The sequence below is a fragment of the Stenotrophomonas sp. SMYL86 genome (genome assembly GCF_036320025.1).
GTDB lineage: Bacteria > Pseudomonadota > Gammaproteobacteria > Xanthomonadales > Xanthomonadaceae > Stenotrophomonas > Stenotrophomonas maltophilia_A.
The window spans coordinates 188,102-198,480 of record NZ_JAWIRU010000007.1; the positions used below are offsets into that span (position 1 = coordinate 188,102).

At 67.5% G+C, this 10,379-nt stretch carries 9 protein-coding genes; 4 read left to right on the plus strand and 5 right to left on the minus strand.

Translation table 11 applies throughout. From position 1 onward, the window contains the following. Positions 1-116: 116 nt before the first annotated feature. From gorA to V3B64_RS10440, 4 genes are all read right to left on the minus strand, one after another. Positions 117-1,475, minus strand: coding sequence for a glutathione-disulfide reductase (gorA, locus tag V3B64_RS10425; RefSeq protein WP_125893984.1), 1,359 nt, complete (start codon positions 1,473-1,475; stop codon positions 117-119). Continuing rightward, entirely contained in the window at positions 1,472-2,722 is a 1,251-nt protein-coding gene (locus V3B64_RS10430; RefSeq protein ID WP_329914102.1) for an FAD-dependent oxidoreductase, read from the minus strand. The genes gorA and V3B64_RS10430 overlap by 4 nt, the downstream gene beginning before the upstream one ends. Before the next feature lie 3 nt (positions 2,723-2,725). After that, the gene (locus V3B64_RS10435; RefSeq protein WP_329914103.1) at positions 2,726-3,970 is read right to left on the minus strand and encodes a DUF418 domain-containing protein; all 1,245 of its coding nucleotides are present in this window, start codon (positions 3,968-3,970) and stop codon (positions 2,726-2,728) included. A 99-nt stretch (positions 3,971-4,069) separates the two neighbouring features. Further along, positions 4,070-4,552: a peptidylprolyl isomerase gene (locus tag V3B64_RS10440; protein ID WP_049398704.1), complete on the minus strand. Its 483-nt coding sequence runs from the start codon at positions 4,550-4,552 to the stop codon at positions 4,070-4,072. A 73-nt stretch (positions 4,553-4,625) separates the two neighbouring features. Between V3B64_RS10440 and V3B64_RS10445 the strand changes: the two genes are divergently transcribed. Together V3B64_RS10445 and V3B64_RS10450 are read left to right on the plus strand one after the other, a co-directional pair. Beyond that, positions 4,626-5,204: a C40 family peptidase gene (locus tag V3B64_RS10445; RefSeq protein ID WP_065428014.1), complete on the plus strand. Its 579-nt coding sequence runs from the start codon at positions 4,626-4,628 to the stop codon at positions 5,202-5,204. A 197-nt stretch (positions 5,205-5,401) separates the two neighbouring features. Beyond that, positions 5,402-6,109, plus strand: coding sequence for a C40 family peptidase (locus tag V3B64_RS10450; protein WP_223224737.1), 708 nt, complete (start codon positions 5,402-5,404; stop codon positions 6,107-6,109). A gap of 261 nt (positions 6,110-6,370) precedes the next feature. Here the strand turns inward: V3B64_RS10450 and V3B64_RS10455 are convergent, their stop codons facing one another. Continuing rightward, the gene (locus tag V3B64_RS10455; protein WP_006381938.1) at positions 6,371-7,705 is read right to left on the minus strand and encodes a dicarboxylate/amino acid:cation symporter; all 1,335 of its coding nucleotides are present in this window, start codon (positions 7,703-7,705) and stop codon (positions 6,371-6,373) included. A gap of 154 nt (positions 7,706-7,859) precedes the next feature. Between V3B64_RS10455 and V3B64_RS10460 the strand changes: the two genes are divergently transcribed. Both V3B64_RS10460 and V3B64_RS10465 read left to right on the plus strand, forming a co-directional pair. Next, positions 7,860-9,566: an alkaline phosphatase gene (locus tag V3B64_RS10460; protein ID WP_107431288.1), complete on the plus strand. Its 1,707-nt coding sequence runs from the start codon at positions 7,860-7,862 to the stop codon at positions 9,564-9,566. Further along, on the plus strand, positions 9,563-10,108 hold the full coding sequence (locus V3B64_RS10465) for a WG repeat-containing protein (protein WP_329914104.1): 546 nt from the start codon (positions 9,563-9,565) through the stop codon (positions 10,106-10,108). The genes V3B64_RS10460 and V3B64_RS10465 overlap by 4 nt, the downstream gene beginning before the upstream one ends. The last annotated feature ends 271 nt before the right edge of the window (positions 10,109-10,379 follow it).

The following is a 10,379-nucleotide window of genomic DNA, read 5'->3' on the forward strand; positions in this document are numbered from 1 at the left end:
GGGGCCGCGCCTGGTCCCGGCCCCCCTGCCCCGCCGCCCGAGCACCAGCAGTCGAGCATGGCTCGACTCTACAAAGAGCGACGGCCGAGCATGGCTCGGCTCTACAACGGCCCGGCTCAGCGCATCAGCACCACTTCCTCGGCCGAGGTCGGGTGGATCGCCACGGTGTCATCGAACTGGGCCTTGGTCGCACCCATCTTCACCGCCACCGCGAAACCCTGCAGGATCTCGTCGGCCGCTTCGCCCAGCAGGTGGATACCTACCACGCGTTCTTCCGGGCCGGCGCAGACCATCTTGAACAGGCTGCGCTGTGTACCGTTGGCCAGCGCCTGCAGCATCGGTCGGAAACGGCTGTGGTAAACGCTCACCTGGTCGAAACGCGCGCGCGCTTCTTCCTCGCTCATGCCCACCGCACCCAGCGGCGGGTGCGAGAACACCACGCTGGCCACGTTCTCGTAATCCATCTTCGACTGCGGGCGGCCACCGAACAGGCGATCCATCAACCGTCGCGAAGCAGCCACCGCCACCGGGGTCAGGCCGACCTTGCCGGCGATGTCACCCACCGCGTGCACGCTCGGCACGCTGGTGGTCTGCCATTCGTCCACCTGCACCTGCTGGTGTTCGCCAATGCCGATGCCGAGCGCTTCCAGGCCCAGATCACGACTGTTGCCGCGGCGGCCGGTGGCGAAGAACACCGCGTCGAACACGCTGTCGAGCGGGCCGTCATGGCCGAACGCACGTACGCGTTCGCCATCGCGCTGCAATTCGCGCAGGCGATAGCCGAAATGGATGCGCACGCCCTGCTGCTTCAGGTTCTCGGCCAACTGATCAGTCAGCTCGTAATCGAAGCGATCCAGCAGCCGTTGGCCACGCACCAGCAGGCTCACCTTGCTGCCCAGTGCCTGCAGCAGGCCGGCCAGCTCCACCGCGATGTAACCGCCACCGATGATCGCCACCTCGGCCGGCGCCGCGCGCAGGTCGAAGAAATCATCGGAGACCAGGCCCAGTTCCGCGCCGGGGATATCTGGACGCAGCGGGTGCGCGCCGGTGGCGATCAGGATGTGCTCGGCGCTGTAACGCACGCCATCACTGCAGGCAACGGTATGCGCATCGAGCAGATGGCCGCGCGCCGGAATGCGCACCACGCCGGTCTCATCCAGGCGTTTGTGGTAGCTGGTGTGGATGTTGCTGATGTAGGCCTGGCGATGGATCACCAGTTCCTTCCACGACAGCGCCGGGCGCGCCTGAACATCGAAGCCCATCGCGCTGGCCAGACCGATGCGCTCGTGCAGGTCGGCCGCCAGCCACATCGCCTTCTTCGGCACGCAGCCGACATTGACGCAGGTCCCACCCAGCTCACCGGGCTCCAGCATGGCCACGCGCTTGCCATGCTGCGCGGCACGGATCGCACCAGCCAGGCCGGCGGAGCCGCCGCCAAGGACGATCAGGTCGTAATCATAGGGTGCAGTGCTCATCGGAATCGCTCGGGTCGGTAAGGGGCAGGATCGATCGCTGGCGTGCGGCCGCAGACGAGATCGGCGATCAGCTGGCCGGTGCCGGCGCTCATGCTGATGCCGAGCATGCCATGCCCCGCTGCAAGCCAGACGTGAGGATGCGCAGGCGCGCGGCCGATCAACGGCACGTCGTCCACGCTCATGGGGCGCCACCCGCACCACTGCTCCTGCAGCTGCGCACCGCGTGGCGCGCGCAGGTAGTGGTCGGCGGCCTGCTGCAGGGCCTGCAGGCGGGCCGTGCGCAGCTGCGGTTCGGCACCGGCGAATTCCATGGTGCCGCCCAGTCGCAACGCTTCGCGCCAGGCAATCACGAACACGGAATGGTCCTTCAGCACCACCGGGCGCTGCGGCACCTGCACCGGTCGCGACCAGGTCAGCGAATAGCCCTTGCCGGGCTGGATCGGCACGCGCAGATCCAGTTGCCGTGCCCAGCGCGGCGACCACGGTCCGGTGGCCAGTACCAGCTCACGCGCCCGCACGGTCTGCAGGCCGGCCTGCACGCGTACGCCCTGCGCATCGTCACTGAATCCCTGCACGTCCACCTGTTCGTCGATCACCACGCCCTGCGCACGCAGCACGCGCGCCAGTTCGGCGGTGTAGCGGTCCGGACGCAGCTGCGCATCGCCGGGGAAGTGGATCGCGCCGGCAATGCGATCATGGAAAGCTGGATTGTCGCGCACATAGTCGGCGCCATCGATGCGCGCCGTGGCGATGCCCTGCGCGTTCAGTGCCTCACACTCAGCGGCGTGGTGATCGAAATTGCGGGCATCGCCAAACACGTAGTCCAGACCGCGGGTATCGAATTCGCAGTCCAGCGCATGCACCTGCACCCACTGTGCCAGGCGCAGCCGCGAATCATTCAACAACGCGCCGCGTGCCCGTGTGGAGTGCAGCCAGTCGCGCGCATTGCAGCGCGCCCCGAACTGCAGCAACCAACGCCACAGCGTCGGATCCAGCCGCGTACGCACGTACAACGGCGCACGCGGATCGAGCATCCAGCGCAGCGCGCGCAACGGTACGCCAGGCGCTGGCAGCGGCGGCGCGTGGCTGGGGGTGATGGTGCCGCAGTTGCCATGCGAGGTCGCGCCGCCGACACGCCCACGGTCGATCACGCGTACCTGCCGGCCCTGTGCGCGCAGCGCGAGCGCGACGGCCAGTCCAATGGCACCGGCGCCGACCACGATCACATCCTCGCGCGCGCCCTGCATCGATCAGCCCTGCCCGGCCCCGCGCCGCATCGGCGGCCACTGCCGGTAGGTCATCGCACGCCACAGCCATTCCATCGGCCCGAAACGGAAGCGGCGCAACCACGCGTGCGAAATGCTCACCTGCAGAGCGAACAGCAGTAGTGCGAACAGCAGCTGCACGCTGCGCGGCATCACCTCGAACCATCCCAGTCCGTAGTGATAGAAAAGCAGCGTGCAGACCAGCGACTGCGCCAGGTAATGGGTCAGCGCCATGCGCCCCACCGGCGCCAGCCAGGCCAGCCGCGTGCGCCAGTGCACGATCCACGCCAGATAGCCCAGGCACATCGGCAGGCCGCCTATGGTCACCAGGCCCATCGCCGCCGTCACCGGAAGGTTGTAGGCGCCCGGTGCCAGGTAGGGTTTCCAGGCGACGCCGATCAACGTGACCAGCAGGCCCAGCGGCAACGCGATCCAGCGCAGCGACGCGTACAGCCGCGGGAAGCGCTCCGGCGCCGCCAGCGCGCCACTGCCGGCGAACCAGCTGCCGATCAGGAACATGCCCAGCACTTCCGGGCCGGTGATCAGCAGCGCCCCCATCGACGTACCGAACTCATTCAGGCGCTGCACATTGGCCTGCGCCCAGCTGCCCTGCCCGTACACCTGCCGCTGCAGCTCAATGCTCCGCTGCGCCTCGGCAAGCATGCCCTGCACATCTTCGGCCGAAGCCATCGACACCATCGCGCCGACCAGCAGCATCATCGCCACACCGCCGAGGTAGACCATCAACCCCATCCACGGCAGCCAGCTGCGTGGCGCCTCGCGGCACGCCAGCAGCGGCAACGAGATCAGTGCATACATCACCAGAATGTCGCCGGACCAGACCAGCAGTGCATGGCACAGACCGATCAGCAGCAAGCCAGCGCTGCGGCGCAGGTAGAACGGGGTGAAGTCGCGCCCGGCGGCCTCAGCGCGCTGCGCCATCACCGCGAAGCCGGCACCGAACAGCAACGAGAACAGGGTGAAGAACTTGCCCTGCACGAACACGTAGACAAAGGCATCGGCCCAGTAGTCGATGCCCTGCCAATGCACGTCGATGCCGGTGAACGCCAGGTCCAGCGGCCCGCTGAAGGCCTCGATGTTCATCAGCAGGATGCCCAGCAGCGCAGCACCGCGCAGCACGTCAAGCACGACGATGCGTTCGCCGGAAGCCACCGGCTGCAGGGAAGGAGAAGCGGCGTTCACAGGGCGTCCGTCGGGCAGGTCCGCCATTATGCCGCCGGCCTGCGCGCCATGGATGGCCGCGCCGTGTTCCACAAACGCAACGGCCCGCCGAAGCGGGCCGTTGCTGCCATCACGATCGCGCTGCGATCAGTGCTGGTGACCGCCGTCGCCGTGGACGTGGCCGTGGTCGATTTCTTCCTTGCCGGCTTCGCGCACATCGACGATTTCCACGTCGAAGTGCAGGTCCTTGCCGGCCATCGGATGGTTCAGGTCGACGTCGACGACGCTCATGCCGACCTTCTGCACGGTCACCGCACGCGGGCCGAAGTTGGTCTGCAGCACGACCTGCTGGCCGGGAGCCAGCTTGGTGTTGCCGAAGTGCTTCTTCGGCACGCGCTGGGACAGGCCCTCACGGCGCTCGCCGTAGGCATCGGCAGCGTTGACGTCGACGCTGAAGGTCGCGCCGGCTTCCTTGTCCATCATGGCGTTTTCCAGGCCCGGGATGATGTTGCCGTGGCCGATCAGGATCGCCAGCGGCTCGCCGCGGTCCTTGGACGATTCGATCGGCTCCTGGCCGACTTCGGAAACGGTGTAGTGGAAGCGGACAACGCGGTCTTTTTCGATCTTCATGCGCAACTCTGTCTGGATCTGCCGGAGGCAGGCGGGTTGGGGCGGGTTGTCGCCCGGCGGGGACGCCGCCATCATGACGGCCAATCCTAAGGTGGCGCATTATCCGGAGATCATGCACATCACGCCAGTTTCGTCCGGCCTGCGCCGGCTCCTCGCCCCGGCCCTGCTGCTGGCCCTGCCCGTACTGATGACCGCCTGCGGCGGCGGCAAGGCCACCCGACCCGCGCCGCCCCCGCCGACCGCGAACTGGCCGAAGACCGTGCCGGACAATCCCGAGGCGGCCAACTCGGTGCTGATGCGCGCCATCAGCCTGGTCGGCACCCCCTATCGCTATGGCGGCAATACCCCCGACTCCGGCTTCGACTGCAGCGGCCTGGTGGCCTACGTCTACCGCGAGATGCTGGACCTGAAACTGCCGCGCACCTCGCGCGACCTGGCGGCGGTACAGGGCCCGAAGATCGACCCGCAGCGCCTGGCCACCGGCGACCTGGTGTTCTTCGGCAGCCGCGGCAGCGTCACCCATGTCGGCATTTATGTGGGTGAAGGGCGCTTCGTGCACGCGCCGAGCACCGGTGGCACGGTCCGGCTGGACTCGCTCAGCGGTCCGTACTGGAAGGACCACTACACTGGGGCGAAACGCGTCCTTCGCTAAGATGAACAGGCGATATGTTCAAAATTGTGACGCACATCACCGTGCAACTAACGATTTACTAACGGAATTTTTAACTTATTGCCGCTTTTACAGGGCATGATGCCCCATCGTTTTTTTCCTGTGACCGACGCGTGACGACTGACGACCTGAAAAGCGAAGGCCAGACTTCCGTATCTTCACGTAGTGCCCGCCCGCTGTTGCTTGGCCTGGCACTGTGTCTGACCAGCCTTCCGGCCTGGTCGCAGACTGCTCCGAACCGTTCCGATGTGACCCCGGCCCCGGTGGCCGAGAGCACCGCCCGACCGGCCGCCAAGGCCGAGGCTGCCGCTCCGCAGCGCAGCCGCGTCGATGCCGCCGCCAGCGCCACGCTGGCCGCCCTGCTGCCGCACCTGGCCGCCAATGACACCATTCCGCTGATGGACCGCTCGGCCGTGGTAGCCGGTGATCTCAGCCGCCTGCTCGCCAACTACGACACCAGCAGCGCCGCCAATGGCAGCGTTGTCGGCACCGCCGCCGACAACGGCAAGGTGCAATCGCTGCTGCGCCGCGCGATGACCCTGCTGGGCACCCCGTACCGTTGGGGTGGCAGCAACCCGGACAGCGGTTTCGACTGCAGCGGCCTGGTCGGTTACGTGTTCCGCTCGGCCCTGGGTATCGAGCTGCCGCGCGTCTCCCGCGAAATGGCGCACGATGACAACGCCGAACTGATCAACGACCGCACCGCACTGGCTGCCGGTGACCTGGTGTTCTTCGGCCGCAAGGGCCGCGTCGACCACGTCGGCATCTATGTTGGCGATGGCCGCTTCCTGCACGCACCGAGCTCCGGCAAGGACGTCCGCGTGGACACCCTGCTCAGCGGCTACTGGGGCAACAAGTTCATGCAGGCCCGCCGGGTCGATCTCTGATCTGACCGGTTGGCGCTACCGCGCCGCCTCACACGAGAAAGCCGCTGCCCTGCAGCGGCTTTTTTGTTTGCGCCCCCACTGGGTGCCGACCTTGGCCGGCACTGCGGCACCTGCCCCAGTGGGTGCCGACCGTTGGTCGGCACTGCGGCCATCCACGCATGGCGTGGATCTACCAGGGACCTACCCTGATCGGCACCGCGCCAGTCAGCTCCAAAACAAAAAGCCCGCCGTTCAGGGCGGGCCTTTCATCTCCACGCAACCTCAGGCGCGTGGCGGTGTCGGGTCGGGATCATCCACACCCACATTGCTGGACGGGTTGTCATACACCGCCTGGTCAAGCAGGCCGGTTTCCTTGGCCACGATCACCGGCACCAGCATCTGGCCCGTCACATTCGTCATCGTACGCATCATGTCCAGGATGCGGTCGATGGCATACAGGTAGCCGATGGTCTCCAGCGGCAGGTTGGCTGCGCTCAGCACCACCGTGGCCATGATCACCGCGGTACCCGGCACGCCGGCGGTACCGAAGCTGCCCAGCACCGAGGCAATCAGCACCACCACGTACTGCTCCGGGGTCAGCGGCACACCGCTGTACTGCGCGATGAACACCGCGCACAGCGCCGGGTAGATCGCGCCGCAGCCATCCATCTTGATGCTGGCACCCAGCGGCACCGCGAACGAACCGTAGTCCTTGTTCACGCCCAGGTTGTGGGTGATCGAACGCAGCGCCACCGGCATCGCGGCGAAGCTGGACGAGCTGACGAAGGCAACCTGCATGCCCGGCGCCGCGCCACGGAAGAACTTCAGCGGGTTCAGGCCGTGTGCCAGCAGCAGTGCGCTGTAGACCACCACGATGTGCAGGGCGCAGGCCACGTACAGCGCCAGCACGAAATGCCCCAGCGGCAGCAGCTTCTCGAAGCCGTAGCTGCCGACCAGGCCGGCGATCAGGCCGAAGGTCCCGATCGGGGTGACTTCCAGCACGAAGCGCGTCACCTGGATCATGATGTCGCTCATCTGCCCGACCAGCTTGCGCGCCTCGGTCACCTTCTCGCCCAGCTTGACGATCGCAAAGCCCACCAGGCCCGCGAAGAAGATCACCGGCAGGATCGAGCCTCGACCGGCGGCCAGCACGGTTTCACCCGCTGCATTGACCTTGGTGCCGATGCCGGACAGCGCGTAGAAGACATTGGCCGGCACCACGTCCAGCAGCACCTGCACCACGCTGGGCACTTCGCGCGGCACGTAGTTGCTGGCCATCGACAGCTGCAGGCCACCGGCGCCGGGCTGCAGCACGGTACCCACGCCCAGGCCGACGCACACCGCCAACGCGGCGGTGATCACGAACCACAGGAAGGTGCGGCCACTGAGCGCGGCGACCGACTTCTGGCCGTGCAGCGACGAGATTGCGTTGATGACCGCGAAGAACACCAGCGGCACGGCGATCATCTTGATCAGGGTGACGTACAGCTCGCCGAGCGGGCCGAACCACGTTTCCGCGGCCGGGCCGAGCGCCCAGCCGGCCAGCGCGCCGAGCACGAAGCCACCGACCACGCGCTGCCAGAATGGAATCCGCAGCCAGGCAGAGACCAGCTTCATAGGCAATCCAGAGGGGAAGGAAGGGATGCTGGCACGATAGCCCAAGGCGGCCCGCAGAACGACCGCCCGGCCGGCAAATCAGTGTGTCATCGGCGTGCCTTGCGAGGGCGGGCATAATGAACGTCCCGTTACAGTTTGTGAGATCCCAGCGTCCATGCGCCGTTCCGTCTCCCTGTTGGCCGCCTGCGCCACCACCCTGCTGCTGGGCGCCTGCGCCAGCACCACCCCCGCGTCCGCCCCGGCCGGCCTGAAGGTCGCCGTCGACCCCGTTGCCCATCCGGCCGGCGAGACCCCGCAGTGGTGGTACCGCAGCGGCGCCGCCCAGGCCGCCGCCAACGGCGCGATGTCCGGCAAGGCCAAGAACGTCATCCTGTTCCTCGGCGACGGCATGAGCCTGACCACGGTGGCCGCCTCGCGCATCTACGAAGGCCAGCAGAAGGGCGGCTCGGGCGAGGAGAACCTGCTGTCCTGGGAGCGCTTCCCGGCCACGGCGTTCAGCAAGACCTACAACACCGATTCGCAGACCCCGGATTCGGCCGGCACCATGACCGCCATCACCACCGGCGTGAAGACCCACATGGGCGCGATCGGCGTCAGCGCCGGCAGCCGCACCGACTGCGCCGACAGCCTGTCCAAGGGCCTGCTGACCTGGCTGCAGCTGGCCGACAGCGCCGGCCTGGCCACCGGTGTGGTGTCCACCGCACGCCTGACCCATGCCACTCCGGCCGCCACCTACGCGCACTCGCCCGAGCGCAACTGGGAAAACGACACCGACCTGACCGAAGCCGCGAAGGCCGCCGGCTGCAAGGACATCGCCCAGCAGCTGTTGTCCACCTCGCGCTATGGCCGTGGCCCGCTGGTCGCCCTCGGCGGTGGTCGTGGTGAGTTCACCACCGTGGAAGAGCGCGATCCCGAGTACGACGACAAGGTCGGCCAGCGCCTGGACGGCCGCAGCCTGGTGCAGGAATGGCAGCAGACGCATCCGCAGGGTGCCTACGTGTGGAACAGCAAGCAGCTGGCCGCCGCCGCGAATGCGCCGGCCATCCTTGGCCTGTTCGAGCCGGACCACATGCGCTACGAATACGAGCGTCCGCAGGATCCGGGTGGTGAGCCGAGCCTGGCCGAACTGACTGCCGCCGCGATCAAGAACCTGGCCAAGCACCAGGAAGGCTACGTGCTGATGATCGAAGGCGCGCGCATCGACCACGCCAACCACAGCGGCAACGCCTACCGGGCGCTGACCGAGACCGTGGCGCTGTCCGACGCGGTGCGCGTGGCCAACGAACTGACTTCGGCCGATGACACCCTGATCATTGTCACCGCCGACCACTCGCACACCCTGAACTTCGTCGGCTACCCGGCGCGCGGCAACCCGATCCTGGGCAAGGTGAAGGACAAGGGCGGCGAAGACGGCGCCGGCAAGCTGGACTACGCGCTGGACGGCACCGGCCAGCCGTACACCACCCTGAGCTACGCCAATGGCCCGGGCCATACCGGCAGCAGCAACCAGCAGCCGGCCGGTCCGAAGCGTTACCCGCACAACCCGAGCAGCTTCGAACCGGCCAACGGCCGCCCGAACCTGCGCGAGGTCGACACCGAGCATCCGGACTACATGCAGGAAGCACTGGTGCCGATGAAGTCCGAGTCGCACGGCGGCGAAGACGTCGGTATCTGGGCACGCGGCCCGGGCAGCAAGGCGATCCGCGGCACGCTGGAACAGAACGCGATCTACCACATGATCGTGCAGGCCACCCCGGCCCTGCGCGAACGCCTGTGCCAGGCCGGCACCTGCGATGACAAGGGCGTGCCGGTACAGCTGCCGGCGCCGACCGCATTCGAGCGCAAGGCCGAGGCCAAGTGATCGTGAGGCAGGCCCACCCTGCCCCTGCCAGCGGCCGCTTCGCGCGGTCGCTGGTCCTGCTTGGCGTGCTGGTCAGTGCCAATGCAGCGGCACAGGCACCGGCGTGCAAGCTGCTGACCGACGAACACGGGTTGTGGCCGCTGCCCAACTGCGAAGTGGTCGATCACCGGCCGAAGATCAGTGCCGACACCTTGAAGGACCTGAATTACGACGACCATGGCCTGGCCGTGGTGTACGCCGACCAGGGCTTCCATTATGTCAACCGCAAGGGCCGCAGCCTGCCGGTACTGACCTGGGACAACGGTCCGGAAACACCGCAGGAAGGCCTGCTGCGCGCCCGCGTCGGCAACCGCGTGGCCTACTTCGATCTGAAGTTCCGCCAGGTGGTGCCCGGCACCTTCGATTTCGGTTGGCCGTTCCAGGATGGCGTGGCCGAAGTCTGCAATGGCTGCCGGCGCGGCACGCCGGATGCCGATAGCCACACGCCGATGGAAGGCGGAGAGCGGTTCCGCATCGACCGTTCGGGCCGTCGGGTAAAGTAGGGTTTTCGGCAGGGCTGCGCCCTGCACCTGCAGACGCAACGGCAACGGCAACGGCCGAAGCAACAGCGTGCATTCCGTGGGATGGCGGGGGGCGGGGGGGGGGGGGGGGGGGGGGCCGGGGGGGGGGGGGGCCCCCCCCCCCCCCCCCCCCCCGCCGCCCCGCCCCCCCCCCCCCCCCCCCCCCCCCCCCCCCCCCCCCCCCGCCTCTGACAGATCTCCGCGGCTGTTGGTAGGTGTCGACCTTGGTCGACACATCTGTCAGATATCGAAT

Excerpts from the sequence above, each read along its gene's own strand:
- V3B64_RS10440 (WP_049398704.1), bottom strand. The coding sequence starts at position 4,552 with ATGAAGATCGAAAAAGACCGCGTTGTCCGCTTCCACTACACCGTTTCC.
- V3B64_RS10430 (WP_329914102.1), bottom strand. The coding sequence starts at position 2,722 with ATGCAGGGCGCGCGCGAGGATGTGATCGTGGTCGGCGCCGGTGCCATT.
- V3B64_RS10460 (WP_107431288.1), top strand. The coding sequence starts at position 7,860 with ATGCGCCGTTCCGTCTCCCTGTTGGCCGCCTGCGCCACCACCCTGCTG.
- gorA (WP_125893984.1), bottom strand. The coding sequence starts at position 1,475 with ATGAGCACTGCACCCTATGATTACGACCTGATCGTCCTTGGCGGCGGC.
- V3B64_RS10445 (WP_065428014.1), top strand. The coding sequence starts at position 4,626 with ATGACGGCCAATCCTAAGGTGGCGCATTATCCGGAGATCATGCACATC.
- V3B64_RS10455 (WP_006381938.1), bottom strand. The coding sequence starts at position 7,705 with ATGAAGCTGGTCTCTGCCTGGCTGCGGATTCCATTCTGGCAGCGCGTG.
- V3B64_RS10435 (WP_329914103.1), bottom strand. The coding sequence starts at position 3,970 with ATGGCGGACCTGCCCGACGGACGCCCTGTGAACGCCGCTTCTCCTTCC.